Origin of the sequence: Streptomyces sp. NRRL B-1347, assembly GCF_000720325.1 — a bacterium.
Taxonomy (GTDB): Bacteria; Actinomycetota; Actinomycetes; order Streptomycetales; family Streptomycetaceae; genus Streptomyces.
The window spans coordinates 233865-253078 of sequence record NZ_JOJM01000002.1 but is presented as its reverse complement, the minus strand read 5'-3'; the positions used below and the strand labels follow the sequence as shown (position 1 = coordinate 253078).

The window sequence follows — 19214 nt, the reverse complement described above, 5'->3', positions numbered from 1 at the left end:
CGCCACCGCCCCCGCGGGCTCACCTGATGGCGAGGGCTGAGCCCAGGAAGTGCCGGTCGGCACCCGGCGACGAACCCGAAGTGACCACCGGAAGCCCCCGCCGCCCTTCCCCGGGCCGCCCGGACAAGGGCACCTCGCGCCGGAGGGACGGCAGTCAAGGGTGGAGCGCAGCGGAATCGGCGCAGCCGACGCCCGGAGGGCGCCCTTGGCTTCCGCCCCGGAGGCGCCATCCTGTCGGCCTCCGGGTGGCCCCGTTCACGCCGGGGCGAAGGGGCAGGAAGCCACGGAACGAGCCGGAGGCCCGCCCCGTGGGCAGGTCAAGGCGTGGTCGGCGCCGGCTCCGGGGCCTCGCCGAAGCGGGCCAGGGCCAGGGCTCCTGTTACCGCCACCGCGAAGCCGAGGATCGCCAGCCAGCCGAAGCCGTCGCGGGTGCGGTCGCCGAGCCAGACCACGCCCACGAGGGCGGGGCCGATGGTCTCGCCGATGACCATGCCCGCCGTGGCGGCGGTGACCGAGCCGCGCTGGAGCGCGGAGGTGAGCAGCAGGAAGGCGGCGCCCCCGCCGAGCAGCAGCGCGTACGCGGCGGGATTGGCGACGAGCGCCCCCGGTGAGACGTCGTCGATGAGGCGGACGGTCACCTCGACCACGCCGAAGCCGCAGCCCGCCCCGAGTCCGAGGGCCACCGCCCGCGCCCGGTCCGGCAGGCGTCCGGCCACGGCGCCGAGCAGCAGGACGGCCAGGGCGATGCCCAGCATCACGAACCGCAGCCCCGTGGACCCGCCCTTGTCGCCCTCCTCGCCGGACGCGAGGCCGAGCATGGCGAGCCCGGCGCAGACGACGCCGACGGCACCCCACTCCGCGCCGCTCAGCCGCACCCGCAGCAGCCGCGCCGCGGCCACCGCCGTCACGGCGAGCGAGGCGGCGAGCGCGGCGCCGACGGTGTAGATGGGCAGCGACCGCAGGGCCACGACCTGGAGCAGGAAGCCGAGGCCGTCGAGCGCGAGCCCGGCCACGTACCGCCACTGCCGCACGGCGCGCAGCAGCAGCGCGGGGTCGACGCCGGACCCGGTGCCGGGCGCGGTCGAGCGCGCCGCGACCGCCTGCAACACCGAGGCCAAACCGAAGCAGACCGCCGAACCGAGCGCGCAAATCATCCCAAGAGTCACGAAGTGACTTTAGGCGAGGGGGTTTGCGGGCGTGCGGGCGGGAGCCGGTTGTCGGCGCGGAGCGGCGGCTCCTTAGGCTGACCGCCGTTTCGCACACCGACACGGGGGAGTGTCCGGCACCGTCGCGCTCGGCCGAGCGCCGTACCCCGCACGACCCGGCACGATCAGGAAGTACAGGAACCACATGCGCACTCAGCGAGCACCTCAGTACCGTCGGCGCCTCGGCCTGGTGGCCGTCGCGGCGGTCACCGCCGTCACCGTGGCCGCCTGCGGCGGCTCCGACGACGACAAGGGCAAGGGCGGCAAGGACGGCAAGTCCGGCGACCGGGCGAGCGAGGCGCCGAAGAACCTCAAGGTCGGCCAGGCGGGCCCGGTGCAGGAGATCACCAAGTACAAGACGACCGGCAAGTTCTCGATCACGCCGACGAAGGTCGTCCTCGGCAAGCCCGAGGACCTCAAGGAGCTGGACGACGACAAGAAGTACGGCGGCAAGAAGGTCGCCTGGATCTACGTCAAGGCCAAGCACGTCGGCGGCGAAGCGGTCAAGCAGCCGATCGTGATGACCAACGTCAACGCCGAGACCAGCGACGGCAACCCGGCCACGAAGTTCATCCTCATCGGCACCCTCTCCAGCCAGCCCGAGGACTGCGTGGGCAACGACGGCAAGCGGGAACTCGGCCGTGAGGACATCTGGAAGAAGGGCGAGGAGCGCACCGTGTGCGAGCCCTATCTGATTCCCGCCGACGCCACGGTCAAGGCCGTCACCTACTCCCAGGGCTTCTACAAGGAGCCCATCAAGTGGGCCCTGCGTTAGGGCTGCCGCAGGCAGGTCCGGTCCTTCGCGGGCAGTTCGCCCGTCGCCAGGTAGGCGTTGACGTGGTCGTCCACGCAGGCGTTGCCGTACTCGCCGTACAGGCCGTGGCGGTTGGCGCCCTTGAGGGTGATCAGCTTGGCGGCGGGCAGGCGGTGGCGGAGCGCGACGCTGCCCTCGTACGGGGCGCGGGGGTCACCGGTGGCGGCCACGATCAGCGCGCGGGCGTCGTGCCGGACCCGCGTGGGCCGCTCGCGGGGCCGGTCCCAGAACGCGCACGGGGTGACGTTGCCGGTCAGCGGGCCGAAGAGCGGGTGCCGGGTGCGGCTGCGCTGGATGTCGCGCCAGTAGCTCTCCGGGTCGCGCGGGGCCGCCACGTCTCCGCAGAGGATCGCGGTCTGTGAGCTGCCGAAGGCGGACTCCACGCCGGTCGTCGCGTACCGCAGCAGCTCCGTGAGGTGCGGCGGCAGCCGGACCGGCCTGCCCGCGGCGGCCTCGGCGAGCGCGGACACCGTCTCGCCGAAGGCCGCGCGGGCGGTGTCCGTGTCGTCGGCGATGCCCTCCACGAGCAGGAACGGCACGTGCGATTCGTCCACGCGGAAGGCGTCCCGGCCGGTGCCGAGCGTGAGGCCGCCGCGCGCGGACCGGTCGACGATCCGGTCGACGGCGGCGAGCACCTGGGCGCGGCTGCGGCCGAGGCCGTACGTCGTGTGCCGCCGCGCCGCCCAGGCGGCCCAGTCCGCGAGGGCCCGCTCGTTCTCGCGCTCGGCGCCCTTGAGGAGCCGCGGCTGGTAGCGCGCGGTGTCGAGGGCGCCGTCGAGCACCATCCGGTCGTACCGGCCGGGGAACATCTGCGTATAGACGGTGCCCAGATACGTGCCGTACGAGTATCCGAGGTACGACAGCTTGCGCTCCCCGAGGGCGCCCCTGATGACGTCCATGTCACGGGCGGTGTTGCGGGTGCTGACGTGCGGCAGCGCCTCCGCGGCGGTGGCGCGGCACTTGTCGGCCAGGCCCTTCTGGAGGGCGACTTGACGCTCGAAGCCCGCGCGGTCGGCCCCGGCTGAGAGGACGGTGGTGCTGACGGGCCAGCCGCAGTCCAGCGGTGTGCTGCGGCCGACGAAGCGGGGGTCCATGCCGATGAGGTCGTAGCGCGCGCCGGTCTCCTTCATCGCCTTGCGGATGTCCGGCGGCATGTCGAGGGCGGTGCCGCCGGGCCCGCCGGGGTTGATCAGCAGCGCGCCCACGCGGTGCCGCCGGTCGGTGGCCTCCAGGCGCGAGATCGCGACGCGAATGGTCCGCCCCTCGGGCTCGGCGTAGTCGAGCGGCACGGTGACGTCGGCGCACCGCACCCCCGCCTTGTCGAGGTCACGGCCCATCGAGTCGCCGGGCCCCTTGGCGCAGCTGCCCCAGTCGATGCGCTGCTGGTAGTAGCGGTCGAGACCACGGCCCTTGCCCGGCTCCGCCGCGGTCGCCGGGGCGGCGAGAGCGAGGGCGGCCGCCACCGCGCCGAACGCCGCGGTACGTCGTGTGTGACTGTTCATGCACCCGACGCTAGAAGCGTCGTCGTTGGGTCTCACTCCGGCGGGCACCCGAGGTGGGGGTAGAGAAACCTCTACCCGCGAGGCGTCACTTGACGGGGTGGCGTATGAAGTCCGCCCAGGCGGCGGGCGTGACGGTGAGGCGGGGGCCGTCGGGGTTCTTGGAGTCGCGGATGAGGACCGTCTCCACGGTGGCGGCGACCTCGACGCAGTCGGGTTCGTCGGCGGTGCTGTAGCTGCTCTTGCGCCAGGCCACTTCTACGCAGTCCGGGCCATCGGCCGTGCTGTGGCTGCTCTTGACCCACTTCAGTGTCATGTCTCTCCCCGCACTTCTTTGATGAAGGCCAGTGACTCCCGAGGCGTGAGAGCCTGCGCCCGGATCATGCCATAGCGCATTTCGAGGATCTGGAGCTCTCGCGGGTCGGAGATCACTCGGCTGTGGAGCTGAACTGCTAGGTGCCCGATCGTGGTTCCGCTCTTCAGCTTGAGAAGTCGGAACGGCCCACCAAGCCCCGCATTCTCCTCGCGGTCCAACGGCAGGACCTGAATGGTCACGTTCCGCAACGCCCCCACCTCCAACAGGTGTTCGAGCTGCCTGCGCATCACCATCTTTCCCCCGTTGGCGCGCCGCAACGTCGACTCGCACTGCACGAAGCTGAAAACCGGCCGCCCTGAGGTGCGGTCGATGATGCCCTGTCGGGCCATACGGCCAGCCACGCGCCGTTCCACCTCGTGTTCGGGGAAGGGGGGTTGCCGGTTCTGGACCTCGGCCTGGGCGTACTCCTGTGTCTGCAACAGTCCGTGCACCACGGAGTTGTTGTACGCGCACAGCTCGACGGCCTGCTGCTCAAGCTTCGCCAGGTCCCGAACTTTCTTCGGGTACCGGGCCTTCTCCGCATCGGGCTTCAACGCCCGCAGGTGGCCACCCGCCTCCAGGACCTCGTCCGCCCTCTCCAGGAACTCCGGTCGGGGGATCCGAACGCCCCGCTCGACCTTGTGGATCAGGTCCTCCCCGTACCCCAGGAGCTCGCCGAACTGAACGGCGCGCAGTCTCTTGGCCTCGCGCCAGAACTTGATCTGACGGCCGATGAGTTCAGCGATCGCGATGGACTCCCCATCCGCATCGACCTCCCAACCGACCTCATCCATACCCTCGTCCATGTCCACCCCCCGAGCCTAGAACCACCGTTCCACTCCCAGTCGGTCGAAGCCGGAATTCACCCGACCCGGGCACACGAGAACGACGGGGCCCGGAAGTTGTTGGAGTAGCCGCCGGGCTGAACGTGCCGCTCGCGACGGCGTGGGCGCTGCTCATGGGGCAACGGTTCCGCGTGGGGGGCGGGTGCGGCCAGCCGCAGCGCGCGCCCCCATGCGTGCGCCGCCCGCGCCCAGGGCGTGGGCGCGGGCGGCGGCATCCTCGTACGCGCCGGTGCTACTCCTCGTTGAGCGGGCTCACGAACTCCAGGGTCCACGTCTCCTGGAACTCGGGCTTCGGCTCCACCAGCGTGATCTGCGCGCCGCGGTGGCCGGAGCGCAGAGCAAGTCCCTTGTCGGAGAGGATCTTGACGCCGCCGATGACCCGCTCGAACGTGAACTTCGCGAGCTCGCCGCGCGGGACGGAGTTCACATAGAGCTTGTCCTCGGCGATCACCTGGCCCGCCGCCTCGTGGTGGGCGAGGCGGATGACGTACGGAGAGCCCGGTACCGGCTCGACGGGCTCGATGATCCAGTCCTGCTCGATCGGCAGCGGGTTGAGCCGGTCGGTGATGACGGGCGCGCCGTTCTTGACGGCGTACTCCGTGGCCGTCACCACGGCCGACGGGCCGATGATGTGGGCGTGGATCTTGTAGATGCCGGGCTTGATCGGGATCGGGGCCATGAAGGGGCACGTCCTCTCTCGCGGTCGGCTTCCCCGCGCGGCGGACCGCCGTCGGGGAGAGTCCCACCCTCACCGCGCAGTGGTTTTTACACACCACGAGAAATCGCCAAGACAAAGACGGCTCGGACTAATCGGTCTTCATTGCGAAAAGATTGCGTATAGGAGCAATCAGGCCAGAGGGTGGGGAACAGGTCAGGGCGGCCGGGAACTTCCCAGCCGCCCTGATGACCGTGCCTGTCGCCGTGAGCCGTTACGCGGTCTCGCCGCCGGTGGTGTCCGTCCGCGTGGAGCGGTAGTGCTCGGCTATCTCGTCCGACGTCGTGGTCCAGACGCCGGGGTGGTTCACCACGTACTCCAGGGCCTGGTCCAGGTACTTGGCGCGGAACGCCTGGCCGATGACGAAGGGGTGCAGGGCCAGCGGCATGACGCGCCCGCTGTCCGTGGCCTCCGCCTCCGCGTGCAGCTGGTCGACCTGGTCCTTGAGCATCTGCACGAAGTCCGGGCCCGAGGTGTTCTTGCTGACGAACAGGCCGATGTCGTTCAGCTCGACCGTGTACGGCACGCTCAGGACGCCCGGCACGTTCAGGGGGAACGGCTGGTCGTCGGCCGTCCAGTCCAGTACGTAGTCGAGGCCCAACTCCTGGATCAGCCGCGGGGTGTTGTGGGTCTCGGTCAGGCCGGGGCCCATCCAGCCGCGCGGCCGCGTCCCCGTCGTCCGCTCGATCGTCTCGACGATGTCCTTGAGGGCCGCGCGCTCCTCGTCCTCCGTCATGTCCGTGTGCAGGACCGAGTTGGTCCTGCCGTGCGCGAGCCACGCCCAGTCCCGCTCCCGGCCCGCCTTGATGATCTGCGGGTAGCGGTCGCCGACGTCGGAGTTGAGCAGGACGCTGGCGCGCACCCCGTGCCGGTCCAGGGTGTCGAGGGTGCGCCAGAAGCCCACCCGCGCCCCGTAGTCGCGCCAGCCGTGGTTGAGCGGGTCGGGGGTGAGCTCCGCGGTGCCCGGGTAGACGCTCGTGGAGGGCTTGCCGATCTCGAAGTGCTCGACGTTCAGGCCGACGTAGAAGGCGACGCGCTTGCCTTCCGGCCAGTGGAGCGGCTCCCGCTCGACGATGGGGCTGTAGTCGTAGAGCTTGTTGTCCATCACGATCACCCTCTGACGTGGTCCGAGCGGCCTGTGGTGGCCGCCGCCTGCGGTGTTTCCCTCCCGCCTGCGTGACCACATGGTCGAACCCTCACACTGGTGTGAGGGTCAAGGCGCCTCGGAGTGTGACGCCCGTCACGCGCTCTGGGGCGTGGACTCCTGGGCCGGGAGCAGCTCGTCAAGAGCCGCGTCCAGGACCTCGAACGCGCCCGCCCCCGCCGTCAGCGAGTCGTACACGTACCGCACCGACGTCACGTCCGGCGCCATCCCGCAGTACTCCGAGATCCCCGTGCGCAGCACCCGCGTCACCGTCTCCTCCCAGCCCGCGTCCACGAACTTCGCCCGGTCGTACGCCGTCAGGCCGAGCCAGAGCATCCGGGTCCGCGCGAGCGGGCTGCCGCCCCGGCGGCGACCGTACGCGAACCCGTGGTTCCACACCCGGTCGATCCAGCCCTTGAGCAGCGCCGGGAGGCCGAACCACCAGACCGGGAAGACGACCACGATCGCGTCGGCGTCCGCCACGCGCCGCATGTGGGCGCGGACTTCGGGAGAGTACGCCTTCGCCGGGTCGCCCCAGTCGGGCTCGTCGTCGGGCGTCATCCGGGGGTCGAAGCCCTCCGCCTCCAGGTCGAGGAAGTCCACGGTGTGGCCCTCGGCGGTGAGGCGGTCCCGGGCGTGGCGGGCGAGCCCCGCGGTGAGCGAGTCGGCGCGCGGATGCCCGGTGACGACCAGGACCGCGGCCATCACTCGGCCCCGGCGGCGAGACGGACCAGCATCTTGCCGGTGTTGGCGCCGCGCAGCACGCCGAGGAACGCCTCCGGCGCCTGCTCGATCCCGTCCACGACGGTCTGCTCGGTGCGAAGCGACCCGTCCGCGAGCATCGCGGCGGCCTTCCCCGCCCACTCCGGGAACAGGTCGAAGTGGCTGGTCACAAGCATGCCGCGGAGAGACGCCTCCTGCTTGGCGGCGTGGAAGAGGTTGTTCGGCCCGGCCGCGGGAGCCGTGTCGTTGTACGTGCTGATCGCGCCGACCATCGCGATGCGGCCCTCCCTGCGGACGGCCCCGATCGCGGCCTGGAGGTGGTCGCCGCCCACGTTGTCGACGTACACGTCGATGCCGTCGGGCGCGGCCTCGGCGAGCTGCTCGGGCAGCCCGCCCTGCCGGTAGTCGATCGCGGCGTCGTACCCGAACGTGTCGAGCAGCTTCTTCGTCTTCGCCGGGCCGCCCGCCGAACCGATCACCCGGGACGCGCCGAGCGCCCGCGCCACCTGCCCCGCGACGCTGCCCACCGCTCCCGCGGCGGCCGACACGAACACCACGTCGCCCTCGCGGACCGGGGCGGTGCGCGTCAGCGCCGCGTACGCCGTCAGGCCGGTCGTGCCCAGCGGGCCCAGATACGCCGACGGCGGGACGAGCGAGGTGTCGACCACCGTCGCGGTGGCCGCGTCGACGAGGGCGTACTCCCGCCAGCCGGCGAAGTGTGTGACCGTCGCGCCGACCGGGATCTCCGGCGAGCCGGACGCCACGACCTCACCGACCGCGCTCCCCTCCAGCGGGGCGCCGAGCCGGAACGGCGGGATGTAGGACGGCGCGTCGTCCATACGACCGCGCATGTACGGGTCCACGGACATCCACAGGTTCCGGACGAGGAGCTGGCCCTCGGGGGCCGTGTCGGGCAGGTCGGTGGTGGCGAGGGCGAAGTCGGTGGGGCGGGGCGTGCCCTGGGGCCGGGCGGCGAGACGGATTTCCTTGGACGCGGGCATGGCGGTTCTCCTTGGGCGGTTCGGTGGGGGCTGGGCTGCTGCCCTGTTCACGTGCCTCACCATGCCTGCGGCCGCGCACGAACCACTGACGCCCCACGCACGGGCCTTCCCCGCGCGGGCCCTTCCCCCACCCACCCGCCCTCCTGTCGCATCGCGTCCTCGGCCCCGCCGGAGATCTTTCAGCCCGTCCGGCGTTTGAGGACGAGGCGCGGAGCGCCGATGGGCGGGGGTCCGGGGGCGGAGCCCCCGGTTCGGGAAGGGGCGGGATCGGGGAGCCCCCGGCAGGGCCCACGTACGGTGGCCGCATGCGATTCGAGGTGCTGGGGCCCCTGGTGGTGCGTGGTGACGACGGTGCCCGGATACCGGTGCCGGAACCGAAGGTGCGGACCCTCCTCGCCGCCCTGCTCGCCCGCACAGGGCACCCCGTCCCCGCGGACACCCTCGTAGAGGACCTGTGGGGCGCGGGGAAGCTCCCCGCCAACCCCGCCAACTCCCTCCAGACCAAGGTCTCCCAGCTCCGCCGGGCCATCGGCCGCGACACCGTGGCGTACGGCCCCGCGGGCTACCGCATCGCCCTGGCCGACGCCGACGCCGGCGAAGCCACGGACGCGGCCCGCTTCGAGGCCCTGACGGCCCGGGCGTACCGCACGGACACCGGGCCCCGCGGCCAGGCGTCGCTCCTGACCGACGCCCTGGCCCTCTGGCGCGGCCCCGCCTACGCCGACTTCCGCGACGCGGACTTCACCCGGGCCGCCGCCGCGCGCCTGGAGGAGCAGCGCCTCACGGCCCAGGAGACCCTGGCGGAGGCCCGCCTGGCCCTCGGCGAACACGCCCTGCTGGCCGACGACCTCACGGACCTGGTGGCCCGCGAACCGCTGCGCGAGCGGTTGCGCGCGGCCCACATGCGCGCCCTGTACCGCGCGGGCCGCCCCAGCGAGGCCCTGGCCGCCTACCACGACCTGCGCACCCGCCTCGCCGACGAACTCGGCACCGACCCCGGCCCCGAACTCGCCGCCCTGCACGAGGCGATCCTGCGCCAGGACCCCGACCTCACGGCCCCGCCCGCCGACGCCGTGGCACCGGCGGCCGCCGTCGTGGCGCCCCCGCGCACCAACCTCCCCGCCGCCACCACTCACCTCGTCGGCCGCGCCGACGCCGTGGCCCGCGTCCGCGAACTGGTCCGCCGCGAACGCCTGGTGACCCTCACCGGGCCCGGCGGCGTCGGCAAGACCCGCCTCGCCCTGGAGGCCGCCGCCGACCTCATGGACGACTTCCCCGACGGCGTCTGGCTGGTCGAACTGGCCGGAACGACGGCCGACGGGGTCCTGGAGGCCGTGGCCGCGGCGGTGGGGGTCCGCGAGGACAACGCCGCCCGGCAGGCGTTCGAGGACGACGGGCCCGGAACGGTACCGGCGGGCCCCCGTGGCCAGGGAGGCGCGGGCTCCGGGAACCCCCGGCAGGCGCACCTCACCCGGGCCCTCGCCGCCCGCCGCGCCCTGCTCCTCCTCGACAACTGCGAACACGTCCTCGACGCCACCGCCGGCCTCGTCGCCCACCTCCTCCGCCACGCCCCCCACCTGCGGGCCCTCACCACCAGCCAGGAACCCCTCGCCCTCGGCGGCGAGACCCTGGAGGCCGTCGTGCCCCTCGGCGAGGATGAGGCGGTGCGCCTGTTCGCCGAACGGGCCGCGGCCACCGCCCCCGGCTTCGCCCTGAACGACGACAACCGCGAGGCCGTCGCCCTCATCTGCCGCCGCCTCGACGGCATCCCCCTCGCCGTCGAACTCGCCGCGACCCGCGTCCGCGCCCTCGGCGTGCACGCCCTCGCCGACCGACTGCACGACCGCTTCCGCCTCCTCAACCAGGTGCGCCGCGACGCCCCGGCCCGCCAGCGCACCCTGCGCGCGATGATCGACTGGAGCTGGGAGCTGCTCTCCGCCCCGGAGCGCCGCGCCCTGCGCCAACTGGCCGTCTTCCGCGGGGGTTTCACCCTGGAGAGCGCGGAGGCCGTCCTCGGCGAGGCCGCGGAGGGTACGGGGTCCGCGGGGGTCGCGGCGGGGGAGTCGGAGTCCGGGGGCGACGCCGTGCTCGACCTCGTCGCCCGGCTCCTCGACCGCTCCCTCCTCGCGACCGCGGGGCCGGGCCCCGGCCCCGACGGCGGCGGGCCCGTCCGCCACCGCCTCCTGGAGTCCGTCGCCGCGTACAGCCTCGAACGCCTCGCCGCGGCGGGCGAGTCCAAGGACCTGGCACGCCACCACGCCCACCACTACGCCGACCTCGCCGAACGCGCCGCCCCCGCCCTGCACGGCCCCGAACAGCGGCACTGGCTGCGCCGCCTCGACGCCGAGACGGTGAACCTGCGCGCCGCCCTCGACTGGGCCGCCGCCGCGGCCGACACCCCGCTCGCGCTGCGCCTCGTCAACGCCCTGACCTGGTACTGGTACATGCGCGGGCGCCTCACCGAAGCCATCCGCTCCCTCGCCCTCGCCCTGAGCCTGCCCGCCGGGCACGGGCCCGCGCGGGCCTCCGCAGCGGCGGCCCGCGGCGCCTTCTCGCTCCTCGCCGGGGAGGACGCCTGCGCGCACGGCTCCAACTGCGCCCACGACACCGACGACACCGACGACACCGACGATGCCGACGCCCGCTCCCGCTGGCTGCTCGCCTTCGCCCGCTGCGGCTTCGACCGCACCCCCGAAGAGGGGCAGCGGGTCGACGCGCTCCTCGCCGAGTTCCGCGCGGCGGGCGACCGCTGGGGCGAGGCCGCCACGCTCAGCGCCCGCGCCACCCGCGCCCTGTACGCGGGCGACCTCGCGGTCCTGCGCCGCGACGCCACCCTCGCCGCCGGGCTCTTCGACCGACTCGGCGACCGCTGGGGGCAGTTGCAGTCCTCCGAGCAGCTCGGCGTGCTCGCCGAGATCGCCGCCGACTACGAAGGAGCCGCCCGCCTCCAGCACGACGGCGTCCGCGGCGCCGAGGAACTCGAACTCTGGACCGAGGTCTCCTTCCGCCTCTCCCGGCTCGGCCGCCTCGCCCTGCTCACCGGCGACGACACCCGCGCCACCGACTACCACGAACGCGCCGCCCGGCTCGCCGCCCGGCAGTCCCACCGGCCCGCCCAGCAGTTCGCCGAGACCGGCCTCGCCCTCGGCGCCCGCCGCCGCGGCGACCTGGACGCCGCCGAACGCCTCCTGCTGCCCTGGCTCGACTTCAACCGCCGCTTCGGCATCACCTCCGGCGCCGCGCTGATCCTCGCCCAGCTCGGCTACGCCGCCGAGCAGCGTGGCGACGCCGCCCGCGCCGAAACCCTCCACCGCGAAGGCCTCGACGCCGCCCACGACACCGGCGACAACCGCGCCGTCGCCCTCGCCCTCGAAGGCCTCGCGGGCGCCCGCGCGCTGGCGGGCGCCCACGCGGAAGCCGCCGCGCTCCTCGGCAGGGCCGCCGCGCTGCGCGCCGCCGAAGGCGCCCCGCTGCCGGAGGCCGAGCGCGCCGACGTCGACCGCGCCACGGCCCGCGGCCGCGCCGCCCTCGGCGCCGGGGCCTTCGACACCGCCGTCGACGCGGCCCGCGCACGGGGGGCGGTGACCCCGCCCCCCGTCACCGGGGTCGGCTAACCGAGCACCGCCCTGAGCTGGTCGAGCCCCCAGTCCAGGTCCTCCTTGCTGATCACCAGCGGGGGAGCGATCCGGATCGTCGAGCCGTGGGTGTCCTTCACCAGGACACCGCGCTCCATCAGCTTCTCGGAGATCTCCCGGCCCGTGCCGTGCGACGGGTCGATGTCGACGCCCGCCCACAGACCGCGCCCGCGCACCTCCACCACCTTCCCGGAGCCCGCGAGCAGACCGAGCTCCGCGTGCAGATGCTCGCCCAGCTCCGTCGCCCGCTGCTGGAACTCGCCCGTCTCCAGCATCGCGACGACCTCAAGGGCCACCGCGCACGCCAGCGGATTGCCGCCGAACGTCGAGCCGTGCTCACCCGGCCGGAACACCCCGAGCACGTCCGCGTCCGCCACCACCGCCGACACCGGCACCACCCCGCCGCCCAGCGCCTTGCCCAGCAGATACACGTCCGGCACCACGTCCTCGTGCTCGCACGCGAACGTCCGCCCCGTCCGGCCGAGCCCCGACTGGATCTCGTCCGCGACGAACAGCACCCCGCGCTCGCGCGTCAGCTCCCGCACCCCCGGCAGATAGCCGGGCGGCGGCACGAGCACGCCCGCCTCACCCTGGACCGGCTCGATGAGCACCGCCACCGTGTCCTCGGTGACGGCGTCCCGCAGCGCCCCCAGGTCGCCGAACGGCACGATGTCGAAGCCCGGCGTGTACGGGCCGTAGTCCGCCCGGGCCTCGGGGTCCGTGGAGAAGCTGACGATCGTCGTCGTCCGGCCGTGGAAGTTGTTCGCCGCCACCACGATCCGCGCCCGCCCCTCGGGCACGCCCTTGACGCGGTAGCCCCACTTCCGCGCGGTCTTCACCGCCGTCTCCACGGCCTCCGCGCCCGTGTTCATCGGCAGCACCATCTCCTTGCCGCACAGCCGGGCGAGCCGTCCGCAGAACTCCGCGAAACGGTCGTGATGGAACGCGCGTGACGTCAGCGTCACCCGCCCCAGCTGCTCCTTGGCGGCCTCGATGAGGCGTGGGTTGCCGTGGCCGAAGTTGAGCGCCGAATAGCCGGCGAGCATGTCGAGGTACCGGCGGCCCTCGACGTCCGTCATCCACGCGCCCTCCGCCGACGCGACGACGACGGGCAGGGGGTGGTAGTTGTGCGCGCTGTGCGCTTCGGCCGAGGCGATGAGGTCTTCCGTAGCAGTCACGGGGTCTCCGTTTCTCACGTTCGCACTTCGTCGTGCGATTCCTACGGCTACTAACGGCGCAAGGAGGTTCTCGCGTTGTCGTAGGGGACAGAGCGGGTTCGTGGCCCAATACCTATCGTCGCTCGCTCCGTGAGCGAACCCTGACACGGTGGCCTGACCGTTACGCTGGTTTCCACAGCACGGCGACTGGCGCACAGGGAATCGACCCTGAGGAAGCCGTGCGAGGCAGAACCTTCGAGGTGCCGCCCGCCTGGGCACCCCGGGACCACGACCGGACACCAACACCGCTCGCCCCGGAGGACGCCATGAGTCACCCTTCTCCTTCCCCTTCTCCCGCGTCGCAGCACCCCGCGCTCAGCGCCGCCGACCCCGAGCTCGCCGCCCTCGTCACCGCCGAGGAACAGCTCCAGGCCGACACCCTCCGCCTCATCCCCAGCGAGAACTACGTCTCCGCCGCCGTCCTCGAAGCCTCCGGCACCGTCCTGCAGAACAAGTACAGCGAGGGCTACCCCGGCCGCCGCTACTACGAGGGCCAGCAGAACATCGACCAGGTCGAGCGCCTCGCCGTCGCCCGCGCCAAGGCCGTCTTCGGCACCGACCACGCCAACGTCCAGCCCTACTCCGGCTCCCCGGCCAACCTCGCCGTCTACCTCGCCTTCGCCGAGCCCGGCGACACCGTCATGGGCATGGCCCTGCCGATGGGCGGCCACCTCACCCACGGCTGGGGCGTCTCCGCCACCGGCCGCTGGTTCCGCGGCGTGCAGTACGGCGTCCGCGAGGACACCGGGCTCGTCGACCTCGACGCCGTCCGCGAACTCGCCCTCAAGGAACGGCCCAAGCTGATCTTCTGCGGCGGCACCGCGCTGCCCCGCACCATCGACTTCGCCGCCTTCGCGGAGATCGCCCGCGAGGCCGGGGCCGTGCTCGTCGCCGACATCGCGCACATCGCCGGGCTCGTCGCGGGCGGCGCCCACCCCTCGCCCGTCCCGCACGCCGACGTGGTCTCCACGACCACCCACAAGACCCTGCGCGGGCCGCGCGGGGCGATGCTGCTCGCCCGCGAGGAGCACGCCAAGGCCATCGACAAGGCCGTCTTCCCCGGGCTCCAGGGCGGTCCCCACAACCAGACCACCGCCGCGATCGCCGTCGCCCTGCACGAAGCCGCCAAGCCCTCCTTCCGCGACTACGCCCACGCCGTCGTCGCCAACGCCAAGGCCCTCGCCGACGCGCTCCTCGCCCGTGGCTTCGACCTCGTCTCCGGCGGTACGGACAACCATCTGATCCTGATGGACCTCACGCCCAAGGACGTGCCCGGGAAGGTCGCGGCGAAGGCCCTCGACCGGGCCGGGATCGTCGTCAACTACAACACCGTGCCGTTCGACTCCCGGAAGCCCTTCGACCCCTCCGGTGTGCGGATCGGGACGCCCTCGCTGACGTCCCGTGGGCTCGGCGTCGAGCACATGGCGGCCGTCGCGGAGTGGGTGGACCGAGGCGTTCGGGCGGCGCGGGCCGGGGACGAGGACGCGCTGGCGAAGGTGCGCGGCGAGGTGGCCGAGCTGATGTCCGCGTTCCCCGCGCCGGGGCTGCCGACCGGCTGACGCCCGCCGGGTCAGTCCTCGACGAGCAGGATGTCGGCGTCGTCGAAGATCCGCAGCACGACCAGGAGCAGACGGCCGCGCGAGACCATGTACTCGGCCACGATCTGTGACGTGAGGCGGATCTCACGGTCCTGCTCGCCGGGCCCGACCGGCCGGGAGTGCTCGGTGTACGGGTCGCGGGCGAGCAGGGCGACGGCCTTGTCGAACGAGGCGCGACGCACGGGGTCGAGCCGGTCGCGGTCACGGGCCGCGGGCTCGGTGAACAGGACCTCATAGACCTCTTCGTACGGCATGGCGCCCTCCTGTCCAGCCTGGTGCGGTCGCACTCAGCGTACCGAGAGGACCGGCCCGCCACGTACCAGTTCCCGACCAACGGGCGGCACCTGAGAGAATGCTGAGCATGGCCTCTGAAAGTCCCCGCCCCGCCGCCGGTGACCGACCCCGTGTGCTCTCCGGGATCCAGCCCACCGCAGGCTCGTTCCACCTCGGCAACTACCTGGGCGCCGTGCGCCAGTGGGTGGCCCTCCAGGAGTCCCACGACGCGTTCTACATGGTCGTGGACCTGCACGCGATCACCGTTGCGCAGGACCCGGCCGAGCTCCGCGCGAACACCCGGCTCGCCGCCGCCCAGCTGCTCGCCGCCGGTCTCGACCCGGAGCGCTGCACCCTGTTCGTGCAGAGCCACGTGCCCGAGCACGCCCAGCTCGCCTGGATCATGAACTGCCTGACGGGCTTCGGTGAGGCCTCCCGCATGACGCAGTTCAAGGACAAGTCGGCCAAGCAGGGCGCGGACCGGGCCTCCGTCGGCCTGTTCACGTACCCGATCCTGCAGGTCGCGGACATCCTGCTCTACCAGGCCCACGAGGTCCCGGTCGGCGAGGACCAGCGCCAGCACATCGAGCTCACCCGCGACCTGGCCGACCGCTTCAACGGCCGCTTCGGCGCGACCTTCACGGTCCCCAAGCCGTACATCCTGAAGGAGACGGCGAAGATCTACGACCTCCAGGACCCGGCGATCAAGATGAGCAAGTCGGCGTCCACGCCGAAGGGCCTGATCAACCTCCTGGACGAGCCGAAGGCCACCGCGAAGAAGGTCAAGAGCGCGGTCACCGACACCGACACCGTGATCAGGTACGACGCGGAGAAGAAGCCGGGCGTCAGCAACCTCCTCACCATTTACTCCACGCTCACGGGCACCGGTATCCCGGAACTGGAGCAGAAGTACGCCGGCAAGGGCTACGGTGCGCTGAAGACCGACCTCGCGGAGGTCATGGTCGAGTTCGTGACCCCCTTCCGGGACCGCACCCAGGAGTTCCTGGACGACCCGGAGACGCTCGACTCGATCCTGGCCAAGGGCGCGGAGAAGGCGCGCGCCGTCGCGGCGGAGACCCTCGCCCAGGCGTACGACAAGGTGGGCTTCCTGCCCGCCAAGCACTGAGCTCCACCGAGCCACAGGCCGAGCAGCACAGCCGCCGTACCCCGGCACGGCGGCACCCCCCTGCCCATCACACGACGACAGGAGTACGACGTGGGGACCGTAACGATCGGTGTGTCGATCGCGGTCCCGGAGCCACACGGCAGCCTGCTCCAGGAGCTGCGTGCGGGCTTCGGTGACCCCGCCGCGCACGGCATCCCCACACACGTCACGCTGCTGCCGCCGACCGAGGTGGCCGCGGCCGCGCTGCCCGCCGTCGAGAACCACCTCGTGTCGGTGGCCGCGGCGGGCAGGCCGTACCCGATGCGGCTCTCCGGCACCGGCACGTTCCGTCCCCTTTCGCCCGTGGTCTTCGTCCAGGTCGTCGAGGGCGGCTCCGCCTGCTCCTGGCTCCAGGAGCGGGTCCGCGCCGCTTCGGGGCCGCTCGCGCGCGAACTGCAGTTCCCGTACCACCCGCACGTCACCGTCGCGCACGGCATCGCCGAGGAGGCGATGGACCGGGCGTACGAGGAGCTCGCCGACTACGAGGCCGAGTGGCCCTGCACCGGCTTCGCGCTGTACGAGCAGGGGGCCGACGGGGTGTGGCGCAAGCTGCGCGAGTTCGCCTTCGGCGGGTCCACGGTGCCGCCGCAGGCGGCGGCCCGGGACACCCTGCCCGCGCGCTGACCGGCCCGCAGGACCGCCGCGCTCACACCGGCAGGCGGCGGAACAGCGGCCGCGGCACGTGCCGCAGGGCCGACATCACCAGGCGGAGCTTCCCGGGGACCCACACCGTCTCCGCGCGGCGGCGCAGGCCCGTCTCGATGGCCGCGGCCACGGCCTGCGGCGTCGTCGCGAGGGGTGCCTCCGCCAGGCCCGCCGTCATCCTCGACCGCACGAAGCCGGGGCGCACGACCATCACGTGCACGCCGGTGCCGTGCAACGCGTCACCCAGGCCCTGGGCGAAGGCGTCGAGGCCCGCCTTGCTGGAGCCGTAGATGAAGTTCGAGCGGCGGGCGCGTTCGGCCGCGACGGAGGAGAGCACGACGAGCGAGCCGTGGCCCTGGGCCTGGAGGGCGCGGGCGCAGACCAGGCCCGCGGAGACCGCGCCGGTGTAGTTCGTCTGGGCCACGCGGGTCGCGGCCACGGGGTCGGCCTCGTCGCGGGCCTGGTTGCCGAGCGTGCCGAAGGCCATGAGGACCATGTCGACGTCGCCCTCGGCGAAGACCTTGCCGAGGGCGCTCTCGTGGGACTCGGGGTCCAGGGCGTCGAAGGGCACGGTCCTGGTGTCGGCGCCCCGGTCGCGCAGGGCCTGCGCGGAGCGCTCCAGGGTGGGCGAGGGGCGGCCCGCCAGCCAGATGTCACGGGTGCGGCGGGTCACCAGGCGGTGGGCCGTGGCCTGGGCGATCTCCGAGGTGCCGCCGAGGACCAGCAGGGACTGGGGGGCGCCGAAGGCGTCTTTCATGGGGCTCTCCGTAGGTGGTGGGTCGCGCGGTCAGGGCCTGTCGGGTGGGCAGCGCGCCGACCCGACAGGCCCTAGAGGTCCAGTCGGCGGGACAGGTCCGAGCGGAAGACGGAGTCGGGGTCCAGCTCGGCGCGCAGCTCGCGGAAGGCGGGGAGCTGGGGGTACATCGCGCTCAGCACCTCGGGGCGCATGCGGGAGTCCTTGGCCAGGTAGACGCGGCCCCCGGCGGCGACGACCTCCTCGTCCAGGCCGTCCAGGAGCCGGGCGAGGCCGGGCAGGTTCGCCGGGATGTCCAGGGCCAGGGTCCAGCCCGGCAGGGGGAAGGAGAGCCAGCCGGGGTCGGCGTCGCCGAAGCGCTTGAGGACGGCGAGGAAGGACGGGCAGCGGTGCCGGGCGATGCGCTGCACGATGCGCCGCAGCGTCTCCTCCTGGCCGTGGCCGACGACGAACTGGTACTGCACGAAGCCGCCCCTGCCGTACACGCGGTTCCAGTGGGGGACGCCGTCCAGGGGGTGGAAGAAGGCCGGGACCCGCTGGAGCTCCGCCGTGCGGGAGCGCGGCGCCTTGCGGTACCAGAGCTCGTTGAAGAGGCCGACGCTCGTGCGGTGCAGCAGGCCTTCGGGCAGGAAGGCGGGGGCGGCGGGAAGCCGCCGCGGGCGGAAGGCCAGCGGGTCCCTGCGGGCGCGCTCGGGCAGGGCGTCGAGGGGGGCGTGGTCGCCGCGCGTGAGGACGGCGCGGCCCGTCGCGGCGCCGCGCGCGAGGAGGTCGATCCACGCCACGGAGTACCGGTAGCGGTGGTCGGTCGCGGTGAGGCGGGCCATCAAGTCGTCCAGGTCCGCGGCCCGTTCGGTGTCCACCGACATGAAGGACGTCCCCACCGGCAGGCAGCGCAGCTTCGCCTTGAGGATGACGCCGGTCAGGCCCATGCCGCCCGCCGTGGCGTTGAAGAGCTTGCTGCCGGGCTTCACCGCACGGACCGAGCCGTCGGCCGTGAGCAGGTCGAAGGAGCGCACGTGGCGCGAGAACGAGCCCGAGACGTGGTGGTTCTTGCCGTGGATGTCGGCACCGATCGCGCCGCCGACCGTGACGTAGCGGGTGCCGGGCGTCACCGGCACGAACCAGCCGAGCGGCAGCAGGACTTCCATCAGGCGGTGCAGCGACACGCCCGCGTCGCACACGACGGTGCCCGTGTCGGCGTCGATGGTGTGCACCCGGTCCAGGCCCGTCATGTCGAGCACGGCGCCGCCCGCGTTCTGCGCGGCGTCCCCGTAGGCGCGGCCGAGCCCGCGCGCGATGCCGCCGCGCTCCGCGCAGGCGCGCAGCGCGTCCACGGCTTCCTCGCGGGAGCGGGGGCGCACGAGGCGGGCGGCGGTGGGAGCGGTGCGGCCCCAGCCGGACAAGGGCACGGCGAGCCCGTCGGACGCGGCGGGCGGGGCGGACGCGTCAGACGCGGCGGACGCGGGGGTTGGGGCAGACGCGGGGGTTGGGGCGGGCGCGGCGGACGGGGCGGGCGCGGCAGGCATGGCGCGACCGTATCGCCCGTACATGTGCCGCTTGCTCCCTATGAGGGACTGTTCTCTCTAAATCGTCCTTAGTCTCACCGGAATGGGCGATTAAAAGAGT

17 protein-coding genes and 1 riboswitch are annotated in these 19214 nt (G+C 73.0%); of the genes, 5 read left to right on the top strand and 12 right to left on the bottom strand.

Going from position 1 to position 19214, the window contains the following annotated elements:
- Window positions 1–317 precede the first annotated feature (317 nt).
- Window positions 318–1154, bottom strand: a complete 837-nt coding sequence (locus tag IG74_RS0102590) for a hypothetical protein (RefSeq protein ID WP_030668827.1) — start codon at window positions 1152–1154, stop codon at window positions 318–320.
- Between the two features lie 196 nt (window positions 1155–1350).
- On the opposite strand from IG74_RS0102590, the gene IG74_RS47575 reads away from it, so the two are divergent.
- Window positions 1351–1980, top strand: a complete 630-nt coding sequence (locus IG74_RS47575; RefSeq protein WP_158857384.1) for a hypothetical protein — start codon at window positions 1351–1353, stop codon at window positions 1978–1980.
- Here IG74_RS47575 and IG74_RS0102580 read toward each other — a convergent pair.
- The 7 genes from IG74_RS0102580 to IG74_RS0102550 all read right to left on the bottom strand — a co-directional run bounded on the left by IG74_RS0102580 (window position 1977) and on the right by IG74_RS0102550 (window position 8301).
- Window positions 1977–3521, bottom strand: coding sequence for an alpha/beta hydrolase (locus IG74_RS0102580; RefSeq protein WP_030668822.1), 1545 nt, complete (start codon window positions 3519–3521; stop codon window positions 1977–1979). The two genes, IG74_RS47575 and IG74_RS0102580, sit on opposite strands and share 4 nt — an antisense overlap.
- An 85-nt stretch (window positions 3522–3606) precedes the next feature.
- On the bottom strand, window positions 3607–3834 hold the full coding sequence (locus tag IG74_RS0102575; protein ID WP_030668820.1) for a DUF397 domain-containing protein: 228 nt from the start codon (window positions 3832–3834) through the stop codon (window positions 3607–3609).
- Window positions 3831–4679 (bottom strand): helix-turn-helix domain-containing protein, encoded by an 849-nt coding sequence (locus IG74_RS0102570; protein ID WP_420709850.1) that lies wholly within the window; start codon window positions 4677–4679, stop codon window positions 3831–3833. The genes IG74_RS0102575 and IG74_RS0102570 overlap by 4 nt, the downstream gene beginning before the upstream one ends.
- 271 nt (window positions 4680–4950) lie before the next feature.
- On the bottom strand, window positions 4951–5397 hold the full coding sequence (locus tag IG74_RS0102565) for a hypothetical protein (RefSeq protein ID WP_030668814.1): 447 nt from the start codon (window positions 5395–5397) through the stop codon (window positions 4951–4953).
- A gap of 250 nt (window positions 5398–5647) precedes the next feature.
- Window positions 5648–6538, bottom strand: a complete 891-nt coding sequence (locus IG74_RS0102560; protein ID WP_030668811.1) for a polysaccharide deacetylase family protein — start codon at window positions 6536–6538, stop codon at window positions 5648–5650.
- A gap of 135 nt (window positions 6539–6673) precedes the next feature.
- Window positions 6674–7282 (bottom strand): NAD(P)H oxidoreductase, encoded by a 609-nt coding sequence (locus IG74_RS0102555; RefSeq protein WP_030668808.1) that lies wholly within the window; start codon window positions 7280–7282, stop codon window positions 6674–6676.
- Complete coding sequence (locus IG74_RS0102550; RefSeq protein WP_037824275.1) at window positions 7282–8301, bottom strand: NADP-dependent oxidoreductase; 1020 nt, start codon at window positions 8299–8301, stop codon at window positions 7282–7284. Before IG74_RS0102550 ends, IG74_RS0102555 begins: the two co-directional genes overlap by 1 nt.
- 305 nt (window positions 8302–8606) lie before the next feature.
- On the opposite strand from IG74_RS0102550, the gene IG74_RS0102545 reads away from it, so the two are divergent.
- Entirely contained in the window at window positions 8607–11915 is a 3309-nt protein-coding gene (locus tag IG74_RS0102545) for a BTAD domain-containing putative transcriptional regulator (RefSeq protein WP_030668802.1), read from the top strand.
- On the opposite strand, the gene rocD is transcribed toward IG74_RS0102545, so the two are convergent.
- Window positions 11912–13114: an ornithine--oxo-acid transaminase gene (gene rocD / locus IG74_RS0102540; protein WP_030668800.1), complete on the bottom strand. Its 1203-nt coding sequence runs from the start codon at window positions 13112–13114 to the stop codon at window positions 11912–11914. The genes IG74_RS0102545 and rocD overlap by 4 nt on opposite strands.
- Before the next feature lie 172 nt (window positions 13115–13286).
- A riboswitch (ZMP/ZTP riboswitch) is annotated at window positions 13287–13377 on the top strand.
- Window positions 13378–13419: 42 nt separating this feature from the next.
- Between rocD and glyA the strand changes: the two genes are divergently transcribed.
- A complete protein-coding gene (gene glyA, locus IG74_RS0102535) occupies window positions 13420–14712 on the top strand; it encodes a serine hydroxymethyltransferase (protein WP_030668796.1) in 1293 nt (430 codons plus the stop codon).
- Window positions 14713–14723: 11 nt separating this feature from the next.
- Here the strand turns inward: glyA and IG74_RS0102530 are convergent, their stop codons facing one another.
- Window positions 14724–15005, bottom strand: coding sequence for a type II toxin-antitoxin system RelE family toxin (locus tag IG74_RS0102530; RefSeq protein ID WP_030668793.1), 282 nt, complete (start codon window positions 15003–15005; stop codon window positions 14724–14726).
- 107 nt (window positions 15006–15112) lie between these two features.
- Here IG74_RS0102530 and trpS point away from each other — a divergent pair, with 107 nt between their 5' ends.
- A complete protein-coding gene (gene trpS / locus IG74_RS0102525; RefSeq protein ID WP_420709848.1) occupies window positions 15113–16150 on the top strand; it encodes a tryptophan--tRNA ligase in 1038 nt (345 codons plus the stop codon).
- A gap of 90 nt (window positions 16151–16240) precedes the next feature.
- Entirely contained in the window at window positions 16241–16813 is a 573-nt protein-coding gene (locus IG74_RS0102520; protein WP_030668785.1) for a 2'-5' RNA ligase family protein, read from the top strand.
- 22 nt (window positions 16814–16835) lie between these two features.
- Here the strand turns inward: IG74_RS0102520 and IG74_RS0102515 are convergent, their stop codons facing one another.
- Window positions 16836–17591, bottom strand: coding sequence for a decaprenylphospho-beta-D-erythro-pentofuranosid-2-ulose 2-reductase (locus IG74_RS0102515; protein ID WP_030668783.1), 756 nt, complete (start codon window positions 17589–17591; stop codon window positions 16836–16838).
- A 71-nt stretch (window positions 17592–17662) separates the two neighbouring features.
- Entirely contained in the window at window positions 17663–19114 is a 1452-nt protein-coding gene (locus IG74_RS0102510; protein WP_078868516.1) for an FAD-binding oxidoreductase, read from the bottom strand.
- Between the last annotated feature and the right edge of the window lie 100 nt (window positions 19115–19214).